This is a genomic window from Methylovulum miyakonense HT12, from assembly GCF_000384075.1.
Classification (GTDB): Bacteria; Pseudomonadota; Gammaproteobacteria; order Methylococcales; family Methylomonadaceae; genus Methylovulum; species Methylovulum miyakonense.
Genome location: NZ_KB913025.1, coordinates 1,946,532 through 1,968,686, shown reverse-complemented (window position 1 = coordinate 1,968,686; position 22,155 = coordinate 1,946,532). Strand labels below are relative to the sequence as shown.

Here is a 22,155-nt window from a genome sequence, read left to right as displayed (position 1 = left end):
TGGACGATTGCTGTTTCATGCCACCCTCTGCAAAAAATAAGCTTGAAGCTGCGCGGCCTGGAAATGGTCTTGCAAAAACACCGGTTCACAGCCAAAACGGCGGAAAAAATTTTGCAGATGCCGCCGCCGTTTCTGGAAATTTTGCACGATCTTGCGCCGCAAGGCCGGACGCATGAATAGCGTGCGCGTGGCGCGGCTTTCGCTGTCCTGAAAACTGGCCAAGCCCCATTCCGGCAGGTTTTCATAATCGCCCGTTTGCCAGACGACTAGCGGAATGACATCGTGCTGGCGCAACTGCGGCAAGATAGGCGCAAGGCTAGCCAAATCAAAATGAAAATCCGACAACAAAAACACTAATGACGGACGATTTGGCAAATGCGGCAAAAGCGCTTGCCAAGTTGGGTTTTGCGGCGTGAAACGGGCGGTTTGCAGTTGCTTGCTAAAAGCTTGGAGTGCGCCGCGTTGTTGGCAATGGCTTAGCTGATAACGGGGCGTGGTTTCACCGCCACAGGCGATAAAACTAAAACGGTCGCCATAGCTAAAAGCCGATCCGGCAATGGAATCCAGACTAGCCAGTAACAAAGCCTTGTTTTGGCCCATCGACGCGGACAAATCCGCCAGCAACAACACGTCAATCAGGCTATGTTGCTGGTAAACCCGCACCCGGTATTGCCCGAACACATCCAACACACTCGCCCGCAAATCAATGCGCCGTGGATCGGGATGGGCAATGAACGGCTCGTGTTGTTTGAACAAATGCCCGCTACTGACCCTGCGCCCGACATGTGCGCCCGGATAAACCCGGCTGCTGGGCATGGACAAACGGTATTGGAAGATTGGGGTTGGGTTCATGGTTTGTTTGTTTTCGCTCGTTCCCAAGCTCCAGCTTGGGAATGCCGTTGCCGAAGCTCTAGCTTCGTATGTTCATAATGTCGGGAAGCTAGAGCTTCCGAGACTGTGTTCCCATTTATGCCCAGCGGGTAAGCCGGAGCTTGGGAACAAGATGGAAGTTGAATTTCGTGTTTTTTCGTGCTTCTTGTGCCCCAGAGGGTATTCGTGGACAAGCATTCATTGCTGGTTAACCACCAAAAACACCACCAAGCCCGTAAACACGCCATACGCAGTCCAGGTGTATTTGCCCAATTTTTCAAATAGCCATTGCAACGCGGCGCTGTCCGGTTGGGAGACGGTTTGCGCGGCGCACCACCACAAGCTATTGAGCAAAGGCAAGAACACTAAAACTAAAAAACCGGGCGCATCAAAAAACAAATTGCTCCACGCGGCGGGATACGCGCCATCCGCCAGCCGCAAGATAATTTGCGCCAATAAAATGCCCCAAGCCGTCGCACCTAAGGTAAAGGCCAAGAGGAATAAGCGGTTATTAACAAGACATAAATACTGTGCGGGCTTGGCTAAAACCGGAATGCGTCTGGACAAATACACGACAAGCAAGCTCAGGCACAACAGCAATAAGCTGGTGTCGCTGAGCAAGTCCCAAAATTTCGGGCTGATGGCCTCGTTAACCGCACCGACATAATAGGCGGCGTAGGGCGCGGGTTCTTGGTTGTCCAAGCCTTCGGCAATCAATACGGCAAACAGACCTAAGCCTGCGTAAGCGGCAATCGCTAAACGTAAGGCGGTGAGCTCGAAGGCTAAGTTTATGGCATTTTTTGTAGTGGTATCCATGGTGGTTTTCTTATTTTTATGTTCATTTCTACGCGTAGGGTGGGCAGTGCTGTTCTGCCCACCTCGGATGTTAATAAATGGTGGGCAGAACAACATTGCCCACCCTACATTTACGGCGCGGCAATTTGCGCCAATATCCCTGTTATCAATTGCGGCATCAGCTCGTCTTTCCGGTAAGCGTACAACGGGCTGAAAAATATCCGGTGCGCCATCGTCACGGCGTACACGGCCTGCAAATCTTCCGGCAATAAGTTATCGCGGCCTTCCAGCCAGGCGCGGGTTTTCGCGGCGCGGATAAAATAGCTCATGCCGCGCGGGCTGGCCCCGGCTTGGATCAGTTCCGCCATGTCCACATCAGCCAAGCGGATGCCGAATTTGGCGGGATTATGCGAGGCTTGCCACAAGGCCAAGGCGTAGGCTTTGAGTTTGTCGCTGCTGTGGATGTGCGCTTGGATGCCGGCGGCGACGTCATTAAGCTGGTAATAGGCGATCTGCCCGCTGCCCATTTCCTGCACCAAGCGGTCGGTGTCGTGGTAGCGCGGGTTGAACATCAGCTCTTGCAACACCGCTCCGTCAGTGGGCGTGTCGAGGCTGATTTCAAACATAAAACGGTCTTTGGCGGCGGCGGGCAATTCAAAAGTCTCTTCCCGCTCGACGCGGTTGCGGTCGGCAAAGACTTGCAGATGCGGCAAATGGTAGGTTTGGTTGAATGCGCCGACGCTGCGTTCCGCCATCGCCCGTAATAATAAGGAATGGACTTGCGGGCGGGCGCGGTTGATTTCGTTAAAAAAGAAGGTCGCCAAGCGTTCGCGGTGGCTGAGCAAAGGCCCTGGGTCTACCCGGGGTTTGCCGCTAGCATCTAAATAGGTGTAATAAATCAGGTCGGCTGGCATCAGGTCTATCGTGCCTTCGATGCGCTGGTAATCACCGCCCAAACCGTGGGCGATGGCGCGTAGCAAGGTGGTTTTGCCGACACCGACATTGCCTTCCAGCAGGACATGCCCCCGTGCAAACACCGCCAACAGCAAATGGCGCACAGCGGCGGTTTGGCCGATGACGATTTGGTTGAGCTGGTGTTCAAAGCGCAGGGCTTGGTCGCGGCTGGTGATTAAGTCGGTCATGGTTTTCTGTAAAAAAATCCGGCAAGGAGACTTGCCGGAATTGAGGGGGAATTAGTCTAAAAAATTGCCGGATTCGCTCGTTCCCAAGCTTTAGCTTGGGAACTCAAGTCTCAGAAGCTCTAGCTTCGAGAAAGGCAGGAAGCTAGAGCTTCCAATCCTGCATTCCCAAGCTAGAGCTTGGGAACGAGCGCAACCCGTAGGATGTGCTGAACGAAGGGAAGCGCATCATTGGGCGTAACTGATGGGCTTCCTTTCGTCAGCCCATCCTACTTCTAAAAAACCGCCAAACTTAATTGGCGATTTCATCCACGTCATAAACAAACTTGCCGGTTTTAACGAAATTCAGGCGGCGTTTCTCGTTACGCGCTTCCATTTCCTTAACCGATTGGGCTTGTTTATTCAGTTCGTTGACATCATGCTTGGGATCGTATTTGCTGCCTGCGACTTTGTCGGGATAGCCGGGTTTCGGCTCCCAGCACACGCCGGGTTCTTTGCAGTTGGTGCCATCGTAAGCCGATGCTGATGCGGACAATCCGGCGGCAACCACCGCCAAGCTGAGTAATGCTAATTTTTTCATCGTGTTATCCTCGTTATTGGTTTAACCATTTGGCCTTTTTCGGATCACCCGTGTAGATGTCGCGGATAAAGGCCATGATTTGCAACATTTCATCGGTGTTAAAGTTGACGTACTGCGGCCCCATCATGCCGTTGGCACCGCCGAACAACAGTTCAAACAAGCCTTGGTCGGTGGCGTTGCGCGGGTAGGTCCAATAATCGTCCGCCAGACCGGGGCCGAGCTTGCCTTCCGCCTCATGGCCGTGGCAACCGGAGCAGCCCGTCATGTAGAGGCTTTTGCCTTTTTCCACGATGTCCTTGTTGCCGTTGTAAGGGTTTTTGCCGTCCTGCATAAACTGCTTGAAGGCATCGGTGTTGCCGCCTTTTTTGGCGAAACTCAAATCCAAGGCTTCGCCAGTGATGGCGTTATGCAGGCTGATGTCGGCCTGGGCGGTGCTGAAAAATAGTGCGAACGACGCACATAGGGTGAGGGTTGATAATTTCATGCGCTGGTTTTTTCCTTAATGGGTTGCGGCGACGGCAACGGCTTCCGCGTCCAGCAAGGGTATGCCTTCGGCTTCGAGCAACTGCCGGATTTCCGGTTGTTTCGCTTTAATGACGTGGTTCAGTTGCGCCAGCAGGGCTTCGTTGCCTTTACGCACCGCCATCGAGGTGCTGTAGTGATGGCCAACCTTCTCGCCATCGGCACGCTTATTGGTGTCAGGAATAACGGTCATCGTCAACGGCGTGACAGCAGCTTTGACATAACGCCCCGCCGCCGGCCCCCACAACGCCGCCACTTCGGCATGGCCGGAGGACACTTCGCTGACCAGTTTTGCGGTGTCGTATTTGACGTATTGGTTGCGCCTGGATTTAAAACCGGCCAGCTCCTGTGAATAATTGAACAGGTCGTTATAGCGCCCGATGGCGCGTAGCATCACTTCGGCGGGCGAACCCGGCACAAAGGCGATGCGCCGGGCTTTTTGCAAAGCTTCGCTATCCCAATTTTCGATGTCCAATTGCTCGCTCTGGCGGGTGATGAACACATAGCCGGAACGGTAATACGGCACACTGGTGGACACGCGCGGGTCGCCCGTGTCCACGCCGATCACGGCATCGCACAAACCTTTGTCCAAGGTGTCGCGCAGGTAATAGCGCGGGTCACTCCAATAGACGTACTCGACTTTTTTGTGCAATGCTTCCCCGACTAACTGGGCGAGTTTGTTTTCAAAACCTTCGCCGTTGTTGTTGGAGTACGGCATTTCATCTTCGGCGGCACAGATTTTTAAGGTGCTGTCGTCGGCGTAGGCGGTGGATAGGCTTAAGCCCAGGCAGACAACGGCGAATAAGTGTTTTTTTGTTAATGGCATGTTTTATTTCCAATTTTTGGCAGTGAAGCGAATCTGTGGTTTCTTCGTAGGGTGGGCAACGCTGTTCTGCCCACCTTAGAGCGAATAAATCGGTGGGCAAAACAACGTGCCCACCCTACAGATGCGTTCTACACTACAGCGCAAACACCATCACACCGCCGCCCATTTGCGTGTAATGCGCCAATTCTTTAAACGCACCCACCGCACCTAAGCCCGCTGTCGGGTCTTTCAGGTCAAACACCAAACCTACGCCGGGCCAGCCACCGACCCCGTAATAAATCGCCACATATTGCTTGCCGTTATGCAGGTAAGTGATAGGGTGGCCGATAACGCCGGAAGGCAGTTTGAATTTCCACAGCTCTTCACCGGTTTTGGAATTCAGGGCTTTGATGTAACCATCCAAGGTACCGTAAAACACCAAGTCCCCGGCGGTGGCGGTCGTGCCGCCCCAGACCGCGAATTTCTCTTTCACTTCCCATTCAAACTCGCCAGTGACGGAGTTCATGGCCTTGACTTGGCCTAACGTGCCTTTCGGGCCTGGGTACATGTTCAAGGTCGCGCCGACGAAGAACTGGCCTGCGCGGTACGGCAGCATGAACGGTTCCCAATCCATACAGATGTGGTTGATGCCCATGAAGAACAGCTTTTTCGCAGGGTCGTAAGATTCGATACCTTGGTTGTGGTAGCCCATCGCGGATGGGCAAATGCCTTTGGCCTCGTGATCCATGTGCGTCGAATATTCAGGGTCACGGACTGGCAAGCCGGTTTTCAGGTCGACTTTCTTCACCCAGTTAACGGTGTCGTCAATCTTGAAGGCATTGACCAGATCGCCGTTTTCACGGTTTAGCGTGTACACCAAGCCGTTACGGTCGGGATGGGTCAGCAACTTGGTTTTCTTGCCATCGACCACTTGTTCGGATAGCCCCATGTAATTGACGCCCGCATAGTCCCATTCGTCATGCGGGGTTTTTTGGTAGCCAAATTTCGCTTCGCCCGTGTTGACATCACGCCCCCAGATGGTCATCGTCCATTTGTTGTCACCAGGGCGCATGGTTTCGTTCCACGGCGCCGGGTTGCCGGAACCGTAATAGAGCATGTCCAGGTCAGGGTCAAAGGCGTACCAGCCCCAGTTGGTACCGCCGCCGATTTTCCACGCGTCGCCTTCCCAGGTTTTTAGCCCCAAACCAAACTGCCCGTAATGCGGGTTGGCCTTATTGAAATCTTTCGCCAATTTGATGTCTTCATCCGGGCCGGTGGCGTAAACGCGCCAGGCCTGCTTGCCGTCCTTGATGTTGTAGGCGGTGGCGTAACCGCGCACGCCCAATTCCGCGCCGGAGCTGCCGACGATGACCTTGTCCTTGACGACAAACGGCGCGACCGTTAACGTTGAACCCATGGCAATGTCGGAGTTTTCCATTTTCCAAAGCAGTTCACCGGTCTTGGCATTCAAGGCAACGATATGCCCGTCCAATTGGTTTTGGAAAATGGTCGCCGGATAACCGTTGCCTTCCGGTGCGTAGGCCAAGCCGCGGTTAACCACGTCACAACAGGCCACGGCGCGGGCCGCCGGGTTTTGTTTAGGTTTGAATTCCCAGAGGATTTTGCCCGGCTCGTTCAAGTCGATGGCGAAAATATTGTTCGGGTACGGGGTGTGGACATACATGATGCCGTTGACGACCAAGGGGCCGCCTTCGTGGCCGTTCAACACGCCCGTGGAAAATGACCAGACCGGTTTGAGGTTTTTGACGTTGGTGATATTGATGTCGTACAGCTCGCTAAAATGGGTCGCGCTGTAATCTTTGGTCTGCATCACCCAGCTGGTGTTTTGGCGTGACAGCTTGTCCAGCTCCTTATTCGCCTGCGCGGGTTGCGCCAACGCCAAGAGTATGCCCGCCGCCAATGCAGTGCGTCCTGCATAACCGGCCATTTTCAAAATCCGCATGATTCCTCCAGAATGTTATTTGGTGTGTGTTCAATAGGGCCTAGCCGTGTGTCCCGAAAGTGCTTGGCTTGCTTGATCGAGCAATGGTTGCTTAGGACACCCGGCTATGCTGGACAGGAATGATACGGGAGGAGGCAGGCAGGCCGTTACGGAATAAGCCTCTAAAACAGCCGGGAAAATGGCGGCAAAATTGCGTGAAATATTCCTGTTAATAATTGTCCACGAAAGACACGAAAAGCACGAAAAACGCCGTACATTAACTTAATGGCAGATTTTTACGCTGGTTACCAATGCGGCTTGGTAACCAGCATCAACGCCCTCACGCTTTTTTTCGTGCTTTTCGTGGACAATCTTTTCCAATCAAAACCAAAAAAGGAAATCCTCCTATAGTCCCGGTATCGCAAACACGGCATCATGGGCGTTTTATCGGGAAGGAGGATAAGGTGTCACAAAAAGTCAATGTCTTGTTGGTCGATGACCATGCGGTGGTCAGGGCGGGTTATAAAACCTATCTGTCCTTATCGGAAAACATCGGGCAAATTTACGAAGCCGACCGGGGCGAAACCGCCTGCCAGTTATATAACCAGCATCAACCCGACTTGGTCGTGCTGGACTTGTCGATGCCCGGCATTGGCGGTTTTGAGACTATCCGGCGGCTCATCAGCCGCGATCCCCACGCCAAAATCTTGGTGTTCAGCATCCACAACGAACTGGTCTACGTCACCCGCGCCTTAAAGGCCGGGGCGAAAGGCTATATCACCAAAAACAGCGTCCCCGAAACGTTGATAACCGCCGTCGGCAGAATCGCCCAAGGGGGTACGTTTGTTGACCCTGAACTTGCCCAACAACTGGCAGCCACCATGACTTCAGGCTTGGATGATTCGGAAAAGATAAAATTATTGTCGCCACGCGAATTTGACGTGTTTTGCCTATTGGCAAACGGCTACACCACGCACAAGGCGGCGGAGAAATTGTGTTTAAGCTATAAAACCGTGTGCAACCACGGCACGGCGATTAAGGAAAAGTTGGGGGTGGCGACGATTGCCGAGTTGACGCTGTTGGCGACTAGGCAGGGTTTGATTGGGGCGCAGGATACGCTGCAATAATTGACGTAAAAGGTGGGCAAAACAGCCCACCCCACCCTACCGCTTAGCCTGGTTATTTCTCGACTTGGGCTTTAAGCCCTGCCAAGCCATCCTTAAAAAACCCATTCATCGCTTTCACCGCCGCCTCGTCATTCAGATTTTCGGGTGGCGTATTGCCCGTGTCGCCGCGATAAAAACGGCTTTTTAACACCACGGTGCTATGGCCGGCATCGCTGCCAGGGCTGACTTGTAAGGTCACGGAATAGGAACTCGCCGGAAAGGCTTGGACGTTTTCGGTTTTCAGGCGGTAGCTGTATTCGTGGTCTTTATCGCTGTAAAAATCCAATTCTTCAAGCAATTGCCCGCCGTTTTGCAGCGTGATAGTGCGTGTGCCGCCGGATTCGTGCTTGCCATCGCCTGTGCTGTGTTTGACATCGGGATGCCAGTTGGCGATGCCGTCAAATTGCTTTACTGCCTCCCACGCCGTGGCGACGGGCGCGTTAATAGTGACGCTTTCCTTAGCTTTTTGGGGAGTCGGCCCGTGGGCTAGAGCAAGGACAGGGAATATCAAGAAACTGGCAAACACAAAAGCGACGGGCTTCATAAACAAATTCCTAGAAAAAGGCTTATTATTGATAAACCATGGTAAATCCGCTTGGGGGATATTCCTGATCTTGATTGGAAGAATTCCTGTTTTCACGTCCGTTCCCAAGCCGGAGCTTCATTGCCCACAGTGAAGGATTTTTCCGTTCGTCCTGAGCTTGTCGAAGGATGAATGGAAAAATCCGACTCCCGCAACACAGCCGTTCATGCTTCGACAAGCTCAGCACGAACGGCTGTGTTGCTTAACTGTGGGCAGTGAAGCCGGAGCTTACCCTCTGGGGCAGTGTGGGAACGGGCGTAAAACCTACAACTCAAACCGGTATTCAATCCCCGCCCAATAAGCGCGGGGCGCGCCGGGGCCGATGAGCGTGGTGTTGAGCCAGTCATTGGAATTGTAATTCCAGCCGCTAGAACCAACCGCGCCTTTTTCGGAAGGCGAAAAGGGGTTGATGCCTAAGCGTCCTGCCGTGGCGTATTGGGTATCGAAGACATTGTTGACCATACCAAACACCGAAAAACCTTTCGTTAGGTCGTAACGGCTTTTCAGGTTGAAAATGACATAACCAGGCACAGTCCCCGCATCGGTAAATTGCCGCAGGCGGATCAGTTCCATGCCCGTACCGGTGCTGTTGGGGCGTTCGATATAGTCATACGCGCCTTGGCTATGCCCGTTGTTTTCATTGCCGCGCACAAACGACGAAGAATGTGCCACCATGCCGACACCGAACTCCCACTTTTGGGTAAGATGCAGGTTGGCGTTAACATTGAGGTTATGTAGCGGGATGCCCGGCATTCGGTCACCGGGTTGGATTTGGATCATATCCTGGATGGCTTCCAATGGCCTGCCCGATTCATCGTATTTGGGTTCCAGGGGCGTACTGACGGCGGCGCTGCTATTGTGCGGGCTGACCATGAACAAATTAGATTGGAAAGTCGCTTCGGTCAGGCCGTAATTGGCGCGGAAATCGACGATGCCGACTTTGCCGGAAAAGCCCAATTCCAAGCCTTGCCTGCGGGTGTCGCCGATAGTGTCAAAAAAACTGCGGCTGGCAGTGATGCCGACCAGATAAATATCATCGCGCAAATCGGTGCGGTACAAGCTGGTGTTCCATTCCCAATCCCCAAAGACTTTGCCGCGCATCCCCACTTCATAAGAATTGGCAAAAATTTGCGGCAAATACGGGTCACCGGATAGTGATGTTGGCAAGGTGCAGGCCCCACCAATCGAAGCGACACTTTTCGGGACTTTGGGTGAATTCGGGTCGCCTGGGGTCTGCGGCACCAGCGTACCGTCATAAGCGCAACCCAATTCAACACTGGACGGGGTTCTGGTGCCTTGGCTCCAGTTAAAAAAAACATTCAAGTCTTTCGCCGCCATTTGGCTGTCTTTGAATGGTAAGTAACTGATGCCCAAAGAGGGATTGAAGGCATTGTATTCAAATTGCTCCGCAGTCGGCGTTTCGCTGTATTTGCCCAAACCGTAATACGGGTCTTGTGACAGCAACACGTCCTTATCCCAATTCGCCCGTAAATTGTAGTTAGGCGTATCCCCACACGAAGCCGGATCGGTGCCTTGGCAAACAATCACCGTAGGGCGGTAGGTGTTGAGGTCAACAATATCATGCAGATTTTCAAACCCCGCCCGCGTCCTCGCCCTGAGCTTATTGCTCACTTGGGTATGGTTAAATCGCCCCGAAACGCTCAGATGCAGGTTATTTTTTGGCGAAAAGGTCTCGCTAAAATAGCCGCTGAAGGTGTTGGATTTACCGACAAAAGAATTGTTGTGGATGTCCTCCCGCGCCGCGACAAACAACGGTGCTATCGCTTTGGGGGCGAGGTAGACGCGGTGTGATGCGTCCATCAAGCCTAGGCGTTGGCTGGTGTCAAAATCAGAATCTGACAGATCAGCCGAGCCGCCGACCATGAATTTATGCTGTTCGCTATCCCAGTTTAATTGCATAGATGCGCCATCGGTCATTTGTTCAATAGCGGTGCTGCCCAACACGCCAACCGGCGTGCCTTTCACCCAACCTTTGGACGACAGGCCGGGGCGTTGGTTTTTCGGATCACCCGCTGCACCATTACGCGGCCCGGAATTTTTCCCGACGGGGACATAATTGACTTGATCGCAATCAGCTTCCATCGGCGGCACTAAGGTCACATAATCCTGATTGCGGGCGTTCAATGGTTTGTTAATAGTGCCAGGATCAATCAGGCCATCAAAATTCCTATCCAAACCATAGTCCGGTACGCCATCTTTATTGGCATCCTGGTAACGGCAAACCGGTTGCCCAGTGCGTGTGCCGTTGGCGCGTAGCGGATTGGCCCAGCCACTGTCCATGTCTTGAAAATCTTCATAAATATCGCCTGCAACAGATTTCCGGTTGCTGTCACGGCGGTAGATTTGTCCGGTCAGGCTGAGATGGCCGTTAAAGTAAAACTCACCACCTAAGCTGTATTGCTGCAAATCGTTTTCGGTGCTGTCCGGCGAGCTGAACACGGCGGTGGGGTCTTGCCGGTATAACTCAGTCGGAACCAGGCCATTGCCCAGCAATTGGTTGCCCGCCAGCAAAGTGCTGGCTTTTAAAGAAAACTGTTCGCCACGCCAATCAACACGGGCAAAACCTTGTTTGACTTGTGACGGCGAATTCATCCGCCAGCCTTCTTCGTCAAATCCGGTAAACGCCAAAAATCCACCCAACACGCCATTATTCCATCCCGCCGACACCTCGCCTTTTTTTCTATCCCAAGAACCGCCTTGGAAACTGAGGTTAACGCCAGGGTCTTCAAAACCATTTTTGGTCCGTAGTGACAACGCCCCACCCAAAGTATTGAGGCCAAACAGCGGATTGGAACCCGGAAACACATCCATGCCCGACAACGCGTTCATCGGGATCAAATCCCAATTGACAATATCGCCAAACGGCTCGTTAACCCTGACACCATCGAGAAACACCGACAAGCCTTGCGGCGTGCCGATTTGCGGCGAAGCCGAAAAACCCCGGTAGCTGATGTCCATTTGGAAAGGGTTGCCTTGATAGTCGTTGACATTCACCGATTGCAAACGGGAATTCATCAGATCTCCCAAACTGGTCGCCATGGAATCTTTAATGTCTTGGCTGGTGATGGATTGGACGTTGCCGGGAATTTGTTCTTTGCTTAACTGCAGGCCTTCGCCGGGGCCAAGCTTGGTGTATTTCTGGCCTTCAACAATCACAGTGTCCAACTCGACAGGCGTGTTGTTGCTGGCTTCGGCAAAACAAAGCCGGGCTGGCACTAGCAGCACCAGGAAAAATGCGAGGCGCAAATCCGCCTTGTCGGGCAGGCGATAAACAAGGTTGGGGGTCTGTGGCATAACAACGGCAGCGAAAGGAAACGGGGTCAGGATTTTTGCCCGTTCATGACGGGCAAGGCGGCCGCCATCTTAGAAGCTATCGAAAGCATACGGTGTGGGAAAAATTCCTTAATCTTTCAGGAATTTTTCTTAATGTGTTGGCAGGCATATTCCGCGTGTTTTTTTTTCTATAGAATCCGCCGGAATGTTGGTCCGGCGCGGGAAGCCGGAATATTTTTGGCATGTTGGACACCCGCCCCATTGCCACGAGCACGGGCCATTGAATTACGGATTTAGGTTATCTACTGAAGGCGTGGCAGGCACTCCGCTCCCGTCACACGCGTCCCCAAGCTCCGGCTTCACCGCCGTTAAACTAATAAATAAGTGTTAATATTCATGTTGTTATGATTTTTTAGTATATCAATCGTGGTCGGGTTAGCGATAGCGTAACCCGACGCAATCAGCACCCAAAGTGTCGGGTTACGCTATCGCTAACCCGACCTACAAATTCATAACATATTGTTTTAATTAAATTAAGAACCCGATTTAATGGCAGTGGCGCACCACAGGGGGATGACGGCAAACGTCACTTAAGGCATGGGTAAGAAAAATTGGACACAAAGCGGCTATGGCTAAATTCACCTTGTTAATCACGGCACTGCCCTTGATAGGCTGCCTTGCTTTAGGCTCGACTTATCTGGCCTTGTCTTGGGACAAACCATCAAAAAAGCCTATCCGTCCAACCATCCCGGCACAAAACCGAAAAATTGCCCGGCGTATTCCGCGGCGATTGGGGGGAAACGCCGGTTTACGCGGCGAATGACCGGGTCAATTTCGAAGGCGCGGCTTATCTCAGCTTATTGGACGAAAACCAAAACCAGCCGCCACCCTTAAGCCCTGCCTATTGGCGTATGGTGAAAACAGCGGAGCTTAAAAACCCAGAGGATTGTTTGTCGATCGGCCCTGATGCGCACTTGGATGCCTGTGATTTCACCCAGGAGAACAGCCTGAAAGATAGGGACTTGCAGGGTGCGGACTTATCCCAAGCACGGCTGGGTGGCGATTTGGGTTCGGCGAATCTGAGCGGGGCGAACTTAAGCGGCGCGGCGGTGATAGGGGCGTTGCGCATCAGCCCCAACACCCAAATGGAGCGCGCCAATTTGTCGGGCTTGCAATCGGACGGCAACAACCCGCTGATCGCCGAAGCGGCGACTATGGATAAGGTCAATTTCAGCAACGCCAACCTTTATGGCGCGAAGCTAAAAGCCGCCAACCTCACTGGCGCAAGCTTGACAGGGGCCATACTCACAGGTGCGGATATGCGTTCAAGCCGCATGGAAGGGGCGGATTTGACAGAAGCCAACTTGAGCAAGGCCAATTTTTCGGCGGCGAACCTGCATGAAGCCAATCTGGCGGGCGCCAACCTCGCTGGAACTAATTTGTCAGGCGCAGACCTGCGTGGTGCCAATCTGACAGATGCCCAAGGCACGGCAAGCGCATTGATCGACGGCAACACCCGTTTCATCTCCGCAACCTGCCCTGACGGGGTGGTTGTGGACGGGATGCAAACCACAAGCTGTGTAGGCCACGGGTTCTAGCGCCATCACTTTTTATCAGTGAAGGGCCGTTAATTTGTCTACAGCACGGATTTAGCTGACGGACAAATGCCTGTCCACAATTCAACCATCCACTTAGGTAAACTTATGCAAAAGACGATTCTCTTCAGCACCTTGCTCGGTAGTTTATTGCTGGACACCGTACCGGCCATGGCAGCCGGATTTGTTAATTTACGGCCCGCCGGCAGCACTGTCCCTGGCGGCATATCCGCTTATGCCAGTTGTAACCTCACCGGAAATTTTGGTTCCAACCCCAATGGTTCCACCCCGCCCACTTTTTCCCCTAACGGCGGTGGCAACAACACCTGCGCGGTCCCTAAAGCCACCCCGCCTTTAGCGGGCTATGGCTTAACCGCCAATACCGTCCGCAACATCGTAATGAATAACGCCTATACCCTTAAGCAACCCATCATCGTTGGCACAGTCACTGACCGGGTTTGGCGGAACGGCACAAACTGCATTTATGCCGCCAAAATCAGGATGGACAACGTCGATTATGACCGCAGGCCCGTCAGCCCTGGCGTCCAATATTTCGAAATGAATGACTTCCTCCGCGCTGGCTTTAAAAACCGTGGGCCGGTGGCCGTTGCCTACCATTTCACAACAACCGGTGGCGGCGCATCAGACGACGTGCTGTATCGGGCAGGCCTGACGTTCACATCGGTAGTCCATAAACCTGGGGATAAGGCTAGGCCACTGACCAGTGTTGCGCCACTCAGCCAAAATTGGGTGGATTTCACTACGGACGTCAATTTTCATGACGATGATGGTTCATCGGTTAGGGATTCTTCATGGTTATTGGTTATAAGCACTTGCACCACTGCGGCGCCCACGGCATTGTCAGGTTCTTTACGGCTCCGCCAAATGGGGCAGGAAGATCAACCCTTGATTGAAATCAAAATGGACGGCTACGCCCCGGCAGGTGCAAATATAGCCCGGTAAAGCCAAGGGCAGGTTTGTTGCCCAAAATAATTTTGGGCAACTGCAAGCAACATAGCTTATTTTCCAATCCTCATAAAGCCCCGTCACCAAGCGGGATAAGCCTTCAAGCCCTTGCTACCCCGTCCCCTCATTTCCCCACCGCACCTAACACCATCGCTATATGCGCCAATTCGGCAACGGTGGAGACATTTAATTTATTCTTAATATGGGTACCGTAATTGGCAACCGTTTTGTAACCCAAGCACAATTCTTCAGCGATTTTATGCGCGGTCAAACCTTTTGCCAGCAATAGGAAAATGTCAAATTCCCTAGGCGATAGGGTCTCGACAATGGAACGGTAATGGTCAACCTGAACGGAAGGGGACGCTTTGAGCAAGCCTTGCTCAATATAAATTTCCCCATCGGCAATTTTATGGATGGCTTCCACCAAAATATGCGGCGCGCTGCTTTTCGTGATATAGCCTTTCGCGCCAGCCGCCAGGGCCCGGTTGACGTAGACGCTTTCATCATGGACGCTAAACACCAGCACCTTGGCGTTTTCATCACGCAAGCAAACCCGCCGCAAGGTTTCCAAGCCACCGATACCGGGCATAGACAGATCCAGCACAATGACATCGGGATGGGTTTCCTGGCACAGTTGGAAAACCGCCTCGCCGCGCTCAGCTTCGGCAACGACTTCCACTGTCTCCACGGCCGACAATAGCAAGCGGAAACCGGCACGGACAATCGCGTGGTCATCGACCAAAAGGATTTTTATCGGGCCTTTCATAACAAGGGGATAGCCGCGCTAATGCGTAGCCCCTGTCCAGGGGCGGTAAAGATGGCAAATTCGCCGCCTAAGCTTTTGATACGCTCCCGCATGCCCAACAAGCCAAAACCAGTCTTGATGCTAACGGGCACGCAACCCAGGCCATTATCGGTGACTTCCAATTGCAAACACTGGTTGCCGTCAATACCGAGGCGGATAGTCGCTTCGCTGGCATTGGCATGGCGGACGATGTTCGTAATACCTTCTTGTACCACCCGGAACAATTGGATACTCATTTTGGCATCCAATTGGTCAACTTCGTCAGGACATAGCAACATGATGGACAAATCCGGTTGCCGGCTGGCCCAATGGTTGAGCAAATCTTCCAACGACGCTTTCAAACCCAGCTCCGCCAATACCAAGGGATGCAAATTACGCATCATGGACCTGACCACAGCAATGAGGTGGTCACAAACACCAATGACCGTATCGGTGATTTGCCCGACATCGGCTTGTGGCTTTTTGGCAGTGACCGCCATCACTTTGATGGCGGTCAACGATTGCCCCAATTCATCATGCAGCTCCTGCGACAAATGTTGCCGTTCCGCTTCTTGGATTTGTAAGGAATGTAGGGTCAAGGCACTATTTTCTTTATGGGCGGCGTCCAGGACATCCGTCATGTGGTTGATGGCTTTGGCGATGTGGTCATATTCCTGGGTGGCAAATTCCGGCAATTTTTGCTGGTATTGGCCCTGCTCTATGGCTTTTAAGCTATCGACAATGACGGCAATGGCTTTAAACGCTTTGTTGAACACTAAATTGACCGCCAAAAAAGTCAGCACCGCCATAAAACCCAAGGAGATAAAAAAGGCCTGGCTTTCTTTCCAAGCCTCGCTAATTTCATCCAAAGGGTCGGCTTGTATGAACAGGGTGATATGTTGGCCATCGGCGGTGAGCAATTGTTGTTCAATGGACGGATAGTCGGCTGAAACCAGATCCACAAACCACTGCGGTGGCGCATCGGCTGCTTTGGCCAGCTGTTGTCCGGCAGTAAATTTGACCATTTCGCCGCCCGCTTTCTTTAAGTGGATTTGCAAATGGCGGGTTTGCTCAAGCGACACAAAACGCGGCAACCAGGCGCTCACATCAAAGGCGGTTTGCCGCGCTTGCGGAAAGTTAAGTTGGATCAATTGCGCGGCAAGGTTTAAGGACGAATCAATTTCTTTACTGACCGCACCGCGCGCTTGCCAAACCGCGACCGACCCGCCTAACACTAGGATAATCAAACTGGCCAAGACAATACGCAGGTTGATCTGGAAACGTAAGCTCATGGTCAGCCCTCCCCGCTTTTGACAACCGTCCAGTGGATAAAACCCATGGCTTGCCGCACTGGAACCGTGGAAGGTGCAAGCATGGCTAAAGCCAACGTCGCCGTCAATAGCAACGCCGAGGCGGTAAAGTTTTGGTAATGGAACAATTTCAAGGCCGTACCAAAGGATTTCTTCATGCGTTTATTGCTAAGGTCGACACTGAACAATTCATCCAACAACAAATGGACAACAAAACCCAAACTGATAAAAAAACCATCCAGCCAAGCTTGGATGATTGTCCAGTGTAAAATATAGAAGCTGATACACGTTGCCAACAAGCCAAAAAACACAGCGGCCAATAAGGAATGGAAGACCCCACGATGTTCGGTGAAACGGTTGAACAATCCAAACACGCCATACCGCACCATTAAATAAGCGACAGCCGCCACCCCAAGCACCCAATACGATTCATGCCGTCCATAAAAGGCCTTTGCCGCCGTTATTGCGCTGATTATCGCCAGCACATTGAACAACAAACGTATTGGTTTAGAATTATCGGCATCAATATCTGGCAACATGCCGCCAATTGTACCTAAAAGCACCAACCACACAGTTTGGTCAGCCGTAATCAATTTCAGGTCCGCTGCAAAGCCAGCCGCCGCTGTGCTGGCGGCAACAGCGACCGCAACATGGGTTTTAAAATTTGCCATACTTTATTCACAAAAAATCACAACAACCATAATAATCATTGGTTGCTAAAACGTAGGCAATTATACTAGACGGCGAACTGTCACATTTTTTAATCTTTCCATTCCCTAATGGCTAGCCCGCTAATGAGCATTCCTTTAACCTGTTTTAAAGCCTACGACATCCGTGGCAGAATCCCGGATGAACTTAATCCGGACATCGCTTACCGCATTGGCCGGGCTTATGCCGAAAAAATCCAGCCAAAATCCGTGATCGTCGGCCGTGACATCCGCTTATCCAGCGACGAAATGGCGGCGGCGGTCAGCCGCGGCCTAATGGACGCGGGTGCCGATGTGTACGACATTGGTTTATGCGGCACTGAAGAAGTGTATTTTGCAACCTTTGCCTATCAGGACGCGGGCAAAATGATGGACGGCGGCATTATGGTCACCGCCAGCCATAACCCTAAAGATTACAATGGCATGAAACTGGTGCGCGAGCATAGCAAGCCAGTGAGCGGCGACACTGGCCTGGATGACATTAAACAATTGGCGGAAACAAATGAATTTGCCGCCCCCAGCGGGGCACGCGGCCAACTGAAACACATTACGATAGGTGAGGCATACACCCGGCATCTGCTGGGTTATTTAGGGGCCGAACCTTTAAAGCCGTTAAAAATCGTCGTCAATGCCGGCAACGGTGCCGCAGGCCATGTCATTGATTGGCTGGAGGCGTCATTACCCACCCTCACCTTTATAAAAATCCACCACGAACCAAACGGCCATTTCCCTAACGGCATCCCCAACCCCTTATTGCCCGAAAACCGCGCCAGCACCATCGCCGCCATCCACGCACACAAAGCCGACTTGGGCATCGCTTGGGACGGTGATTTTGACCGCTGCTTTTTATTTGACGAAACCGGCCGTTTTATCGAAGGTTATTACATCGTCGGATTGCTCGCCGCCGCTTTTTTGAAACTGAATCCCGGCGCGAAAATCGTCCACGACCCCCGCCTGACCTGGAATACCGTGGACATTGTCAACAACCTATCCGGTATCGCCATCCAAAGCAAAACCGGACATGCGTTCATTAAAGAGCGGATGCGTAGCGAAGATGCCGTGTACGGCGGGGAAATGAGCGCACACCATTATTTCCGCGATTTTGCTTACTGCGACAGCGGTATGATCCCTTGGCTGTTAGTCGTCGCCCTAATGGGCGACAGTGGCAAACCCTTATCCCAACTGCTGGATGAACGGATGCGCTTGTTCCCCGCCAGCGGCGAAATCAACCGGGTCATTGCCGACCCGGCCGCTGTGCTCGCAAAAGTCCGGCAACATTACCAACACGAAGCCCTGGAAATTGACTTTACTGATGGCTTAAGCATGGAATTTGCCGGGTGGCGGTTTAACTTACGTTGCTCGAACACCGAACCGTTAGTGCGTTTGAACGTTGAAGCCCGTGGCGATGAAACGCTGATGCAGGCGAAAACCGCAGAACTATTGGCTTTACTGGCCGAATAGACGAAGGCCTTGCTGTCCGTAACTCCGGCAAGATAGGGCCATGGCTTTAACTTGAAAGCCTTATTACCCAATAATTGGCACCAAACAGAGGAACCATCATGAGTATCCTGGATGAAATAAGACAAAAAGCGGCGGAAAAAAAAACAGGCTGAATATGAGCAAAGCCTGATTGATAAGCGGCTGGAAGAAACCTACCAGAAAATACTTTTGCCCAAAATGCAGTTCCTATATGACAACCTAAAGGAACTGGTCGAATATTTAAACTTCCTTGAAGAACCGATACCCGTCACCCATTATTGCCGCCACTATCCGCAATTTGGCACCCTATACCAGCAAAACTATAAAATCAATACCGATGGCCGTATGGGGATGGCTGATTACCACCGCTTGATGCAGATCAATGTCAGCTTCTATTGTGAAGCCGAAGGCAACTTTAGCTACACCTTATCGTCCAGAGGATTAATTGACCGGGAATACGCTTTCCTGTTTGACCGGGGCTTACGTTTCCAGCAGAAAAATTACCGCTCCGACAGGGCGCAGTTTGTCGTCGAACGGAAAATTCCGGTGCGTTTTCAGATTTTGCTGGACTATCCTTCATCAAAACTGAAAGTCAATATCTACAATCATGAGAATTTCCTGACATTTCATAAAAGTTTTGCTATCGAGCAACTTGATGATGAGTTCCTGGATTCGTTCCTCAGTTATTTTATGCGCAGGGACAACCGCTTTATCCGCACCACCATTTCAGAAGAAGAAAGGGCGGCAATATTGGATAATATCGCCCTCTTCCACAAAAATGAACAACGGCATACGCAACCCGACCTCTTCAACACCACTTTTGAACAGGACGAGAAACAGGCCTCTGATCCGGTAAGAAGAATATTTAGCAGGTTCAATAAATTATAAAAACACACCTTCGGGGGGTATCGGACAGGGGCGGCCGCCTAAAGGACAGGCGCCACCAACCCCCGCCTTCTGTTTCAGCTGGCCCATACCACCGGCTTATCTAAAATCTCCAGACACCAAGGCGGGGATGCCATCCGCCATCCGCATAGGACAAGATCCCAATATCCCGGCTTAAGCCATACGGCCAAGTATTGCCTTATCCGAAAAGCCCAGTATACCGTTTACATGGGGGCAATAAGCCATGGCCAGCGACGGCAGCGTCTTATTGGTTTTCATGTTACTGCATCTTAAGCGGAATTTATGTAATATTGTCGCCCACTTTAAAATCCACTGAACGACTGAGCCCCTAATGAATAAAGCGATAGTGTTAACAGGTATCACCACCACCGGAACCCCCCATCTCGGCAATTATGTCGGCGCGATACGCCCCGCCATTGCCGCCAGCAAAAATGCCGATGCCCTGCCATTTTACTTTTTGGCGGACTACCATGCGCTGATCAAGTGCCAAGAACCTGAACGGGTCAGGCAATCCAGTTTGGAAATTGCCGCAACTTGGCTGGCATTAGGCCTCGACACCGCTAATGCCGTGTTTTACCGCCAGTCAGATGTGCCGGAAATCCTAGAATTGTCGTGGATGCTAACATGTGTGGCATCCAAAGGTTTAATGAACCGCGCCCATGCCTACAAAGCGGCGGTGGCTGAAAATGAACAAAGTGGCGAAAAAGACCCTGATAAAGGCATTACGATGGGCTTGTTCAGCTATCCGATTTTAATGGCGGCGGATATTTTGATGTTCAACGCCAATAAAGTGCCGGTCGGAAAAGACCAAATCCAACATATTGAAATGGCGCGGGACATGGCCGCACGTTTCAACCATATTTATGGGGAACATTTTGTCTTGCCCGAAGCCTTGCTGGAAGAACATGGCGCGACCTTATCCGGCCTGGACGGAAGGAAAATGAGCAAAAGCTACAACAACACCATCCCGCTGTTCGAGCCTGAGAAAAAATTGCGCAAGCTGATCAACAAAATCAAGACCAATTCGTTGGAACCCGGTGAACCCAAAGACACTGAGGGCTGTACCTTGTTCAGCATTTATCAGGCCTTCGCCTCCCCCCATGAAGTCGCGCATATCCGCCAGCGCTACGCTGAAGGCATAGGCTGGGGCGAAATGAAGCAAGTGCTTTTTGAACATATCAACAACCACATCGCACCGGCAAGGGAGCGTTATGAAGCGTTGTTACAAGCGCCGGAACATATTGAAACACAATTGCAAGAAGGCGCAGAAAAGGCCCGTGACATCAGCATACCTTTTATGCAAAAACTCCGTAAATCGGTAGGCATTTCTAGGATTTCATCGTGAAAACCAGCAAAAAAAAGCTCAAATTCACTGACTTGCTTCAGGAATCACTATGGTTTGTCAAACTGCGGCCAGTGGCATGGTTCGGCTATTGCCTATTCGTAGGCGCCGTACTGGTGTTGGGTAAAATCTCTTTGGCGGCCGGTATTTTTGCCGCCGTGTCGTGTTTGTTTGTCGGTGTCGGGATTGCCAAATATATCGACATGAAAACAACATCGGAACACCCGGTCGGGTTTTACTGGGCGATTAACAAAAGCTTGCCGCTGGCCGTGCTGGCGGCAAGCAGCATTGTCGCCTGCTGGTTTGTGTTTATGCTGGTCGCCAGCCTGATTTCTGGCGAATATTACAAAATCGGCGAATTCTTTTTCCACTGGGAATTGACGCCACACAACCTACATCGGGAAACGGCCCGGGAAGTCTTCAGTTGGATCTATTCTTACGCCAACGTCACGTTGATTTTTGTGCTATTGATGTTGACGACATTTGCCGGCTGGTTTAGCCATCCGTTAATGCTGTTTAAAAATGCCCGCTGGAGCGAAGCTAAGGAACAAAGCGACCGGACTGTGGCCAAGAACCAAAGCGCACTTTATAAAATGCTCGGCTTTGTGTTTTTTGAAGCGGTTTTGTGCACCACCATCACACCTTTGTTGACCCCGGTTTTATACATGCTGGTGTCCACATTGATGTATGTGTCTTACAAAAGTGTTTTTGAAACTGACGACCAAGCTTAACGACCTGGCCAATAGGAAGGGCAACCGTTGGCCTTAAGCAAAAGCCGTAAAGGAAACATTATTATTGATGGGCCATCTCAAATTCGCGCTTTGCCCTTATATATTTGTTGGCGCACTCCACCATTATGTTCTCCTTATACGGTGAATAACATTGCTCAGGCTTGCGATAAAACGCCTTGAAAGCGGCTTCCTTCTTTGCTTTTTCCGCTTCCTCAGTTCTCCTGGCCAATCTTATCGCTTCAAGCTTCCTTTCTTTATCTATTTCTATCCGCGCCTTTTCCCTCAGCATTTTTAATTCCATTTCGTTATAAACATTAGACCTTTCCTTTATGTCCCCGTTTGCAACATTTACCGTCAGCGTAGGCCTGCCTTCAATAGCCCCCATTCTTTTAACAGGGTCGAACAAGTAACTGGTTGCGCCTAAGCCAACAAACAACAACCCTGCCCCAATGGCAAACCCTGCAACAATTCGCCAGATAAGGCCACTGTAACTATAGCTGCTCTTCCCATAGTTACGGTCATCGTAACCCAGTTGGGTTATTTCACTGTCCATGCTTTCAATATTCCACTGACGTTCATCTGCCACATCCTTGTTCCGTTTGTCATCGTTGTATATGCCCATAACTAAGCCTTTACGAA

At 51.7% G+C, this 22,155-nt stretch carries 21 protein-coding genes; 8 read left to right on the top strand and 13 right to left on the bottom strand.

All coding sequences use genetic code 11. The features are described 5' to 3' along the window. Window positions 1-15 precede the first annotated feature (15 nt). The 7 genes from METMI_RS0110210 to METMI_RS0110180 all read right to left on the bottom strand — a co-directional run bounded on the left by METMI_RS0110210 (window position 16) and on the right by METMI_RS0110180 (window position 6,674). Window positions 16-852 carry a DUF58 domain-containing protein gene (locus METMI_RS0110210; RefSeq protein ID WP_019866190.1) on the bottom strand — a complete coding sequence of 279 codons (837 nt, stop codon included), beginning with the start codon at window positions 850-852 and terminating at the stop codon, window positions 16-18. A 216-nt stretch (window positions 853-1,068) separates the two neighbouring features. After that, the gene (locus tag METMI_RS0110205) at window positions 1,069-1,686 is read right to left on the bottom strand and encodes a hypothetical protein (protein ID WP_019866189.1); all 618 of its coding nucleotides are present in this window, start codon (window positions 1,684-1,686) and stop codon (window positions 1,069-1,071) included. Between the two features lie 110 nt (window positions 1,687-1,796). Then, window positions 1,797-2,807, bottom strand: a complete 1,011-nt coding sequence (locus METMI_RS0110200; protein ID WP_019866188.1) for an AAA family ATPase — start codon at window positions 2,805-2,807, stop codon at window positions 1,797-1,799. A gap of 289 nt (window positions 2,808-3,096) precedes the next feature. Beyond that, on the bottom strand, window positions 3,097-3,384 hold the full coding sequence (locus METMI_RS0110195; protein ID WP_019866187.1) for a methanol dehydrogenase [cytochrome c] subunit: 288 nt from the start codon (window positions 3,382-3,384) through the stop codon (window positions 3,097-3,099). A gap of 13 nt (window positions 3,385-3,397) precedes the next feature. Next, on the bottom strand, window positions 3,398-3,868 hold the full coding sequence (gene moxG, locus METMI_RS0110190; protein WP_019866186.1) for a cytochrome c(L), periplasmic: 471 nt from the start codon (window positions 3,866-3,868) through the stop codon (window positions 3,398-3,400). Between the two features lie 15 nt (window positions 3,869-3,883). Further along, complete coding sequence (moxJ, locus tag METMI_RS0110185) at window positions 3,884-4,732, bottom strand: methanol oxidation system protein MoxJ (protein ID WP_019866185.1); 849 nt, start codon at window positions 4,730-4,732, stop codon at window positions 3,884-3,886. Between the two features lie 133 nt (window positions 4,733-4,865). After that, on the bottom strand, window positions 4,866-6,674 hold the full coding sequence (locus METMI_RS0110180; protein ID WP_019866184.1) for a methanol/ethanol family PQQ-dependent dehydrogenase: 1,809 nt from the start codon (window positions 6,672-6,674) through the stop codon (window positions 4,866-4,868). 443 nt (window positions 6,675-7,117) lie between these two features. Here METMI_RS0110180 and METMI_RS0110170 point away from each other — a divergent pair, with 443 nt between their 5' ends. Beyond that, window positions 7,118-7,780: a response regulator gene (locus METMI_RS0110170; RefSeq protein ID WP_019866182.1), complete on the top strand. Its 663-nt coding sequence runs from the start codon at window positions 7,118-7,120 to the stop codon at window positions 7,778-7,780. A 52-nt stretch (window positions 7,781-7,832) separates the two neighbouring features. Here the strand turns inward: METMI_RS0110170 and METMI_RS0110165 are convergent, their stop codons facing one another. Then, complete coding sequence (locus METMI_RS0110165; protein WP_019866181.1) at window positions 7,833-8,363, bottom strand: SRPBCC family protein; 531 nt, start codon at window positions 8,361-8,363, stop codon at window positions 7,833-7,835. A gap of 303 nt (window positions 8,364-8,666) precedes the next feature. Beyond that, entirely contained in the window at window positions 8,667-11,717 is a 3,051-nt protein-coding gene (locus METMI_RS0110160) for a TonB-dependent receptor (RefSeq protein ID WP_019866180.1), read from the bottom strand. Between the two features lie 607 nt (window positions 11,718-12,324). Between METMI_RS0110160 and METMI_RS27445 the strand changes: the two genes are divergently transcribed. The 3 genes from METMI_RS27445 to METMI_RS0110150 all read left to right on the top strand — a co-directional run bounded on the left by METMI_RS27445 (window position 12,325) and on the right by METMI_RS0110150 (window position 14,254). Continuing rightward, on the top strand, window positions 12,325-12,519 hold the full coding sequence (locus METMI_RS27445; protein WP_198007908.1) for a hypothetical protein: 195 nt from the start codon (window positions 12,325-12,327) through the stop codon (window positions 12,517-12,519). Then, window positions 12,464-13,294 carry a pentapeptide repeat-containing protein gene (locus METMI_RS25425; RefSeq protein WP_019866179.1) on the top strand — a complete coding sequence of 277 codons (831 nt, stop codon included), beginning with the start codon at window positions 12,464-12,466 and terminating at the stop codon, window positions 13,292-13,294. Before METMI_RS27445 ends, METMI_RS25425 begins: the two co-directional genes overlap by 56 nt. 105 nt (window positions 13,295-13,399) lie before the next feature. Continuing rightward, entirely contained in the window at window positions 13,400-14,254 is an 855-nt protein-coding gene (locus tag METMI_RS0110150; RefSeq protein ID WP_019866178.1) for a hypothetical protein, read from the top strand. Between the two features lie 127 nt (window positions 14,255-14,381). On the opposite strand, the gene METMI_RS0110145 is transcribed toward METMI_RS0110150, so the two are convergent. The 3 genes from METMI_RS0110145 to METMI_RS0110135 are packed head-to-tail and all read right to left on the bottom strand — an operon-like array spanning window position 14,382 to window position 17,022. Then, a complete protein-coding gene (locus METMI_RS0110145) occupies window positions 14,382-15,023 on the bottom strand; it encodes a response regulator (protein WP_019866177.1) in 642 nt (213 codons plus the stop codon). Continuing rightward, the gene (locus tag METMI_RS0110140) at window positions 15,020-16,333 is read right to left on the bottom strand and encodes a histidine kinase (protein WP_019866176.1); all 1,314 of its coding nucleotides are present in this window, start codon (window positions 16,331-16,333) and stop codon (window positions 15,020-15,022) included. Before METMI_RS0110140 ends, METMI_RS0110145 begins: the two co-directional genes overlap by 4 nt. 2 nt (window positions 16,334-16,335) lie before the next feature. Next, a complete protein-coding gene (locus tag METMI_RS0110135) occupies window positions 16,336-17,022 on the bottom strand; it encodes a metal-dependent hydrolase (RefSeq protein ID WP_019866175.1) in 687 nt (228 codons plus the stop codon). Between the two features lie 123 nt (window positions 17,023-17,145). Here METMI_RS0110135 and METMI_RS0110130 point away from each other — a divergent pair, with 123 nt between their 5' ends. From METMI_RS0110130 to METMI_RS0110115, 4 genes are all read left to right on the top strand, one after another. After that, the gene (locus tag METMI_RS0110130; protein ID WP_019866174.1) at window positions 17,146-18,519 is read left to right on the top strand and encodes a phosphohexomutase domain-containing protein; all 1,374 of its coding nucleotides are present in this window, start codon (window positions 17,146-17,148) and stop codon (window positions 18,517-18,519) included. 207 nt (window positions 18,520-18,726) lie between these two features. Then, window positions 18,727-19,425 (top strand): hypothetical protein, encoded by a 699-nt coding sequence (locus METMI_RS0110125; RefSeq protein WP_232215201.1) that lies wholly within the window; start codon window positions 18,727-18,729, stop codon window positions 19,423-19,425. Window positions 19,426-19,774: 349 nt separating this feature from the next. Further along, on the top strand, window positions 19,775-20,788 hold the full coding sequence (locus tag METMI_RS0110120) for a tryptophan--tRNA ligase (RefSeq protein WP_019866172.1): 1,014 nt from the start codon (window positions 19,775-19,777) through the stop codon (window positions 20,786-20,788). Further along, complete coding sequence (locus METMI_RS0110115) at window positions 20,785-21,516, top strand: hypothetical protein (protein ID WP_019866171.1); 732 nt, start codon at window positions 20,785-20,787, stop codon at window positions 21,514-21,516. The genes METMI_RS0110120 and METMI_RS0110115 overlap by 4 nt, the downstream gene beginning before the upstream one ends. Before the next feature lie 61 nt (window positions 21,517-21,577). Here the strand turns inward: METMI_RS0110115 and METMI_RS0110110 are convergent, their stop codons facing one another. Continuing rightward, the gene (locus tag METMI_RS0110110; RefSeq protein ID WP_019866170.1) at window positions 21,578-22,138 is read right to left on the bottom strand and encodes a hypothetical protein; all 561 of its coding nucleotides are present in this window, start codon (window positions 22,136-22,138) and stop codon (window positions 21,578-21,580) included. Window positions 22,139-22,155: the final 17 nt, after the last annotated feature.